This is a genomic window from Pseudomonas frederiksbergensis (genome assembly GCF_003732665.1).
GTDB lineage: Bacteria > Pseudomonadota > Gammaproteobacteria > Pseudomonadales > Pseudomonadaceae > Aquipseudomonas > Aquipseudomonas frederiksbergensis_G.
Window position 1 is genome coordinate 1 of sequence record NZ_MOBP01000050.1, and the last position, 297, is coordinate 297.

Consider the following 297-nt stretch of genomic DNA (forward strand, 5'->3'; position numbering starts at 1 on the left):
TTCTTCGCCGATCAGTTGGTGGGCAATCAGGTTGGCGACAGTCATGTCCAAGGGGCTCAGTGGCTGGCCAAAATGCTTGATGTACAGGTCATTGACCTCTTCGACCAACCGGTGCGCCAGATAGGCTTCATCCAGCAAGCCGTCCAGGCCGACATGCCCGGTCATGATCGCCGGCGGCTGGAGGAAGAACTGTTCGGCGATTTTCAGCACCGGTTTGATCTGTGCCTCGATGCCCGCTTCCCGTGCGACATCATTGGCAGCGTCCAGCAGGTCCGGCACTTGCTCTATATAACCCGC

1 pseudogene is annotated in these 297 nt (G+C 58.2%); it reads right to left on the reverse strand.

The annotated features are described in order from the left end of the window. A pseudogene (locus BK665_RS33080) lies at positions 1-297 on the reverse strand (hypothetical protein); the annotation flags it as partial.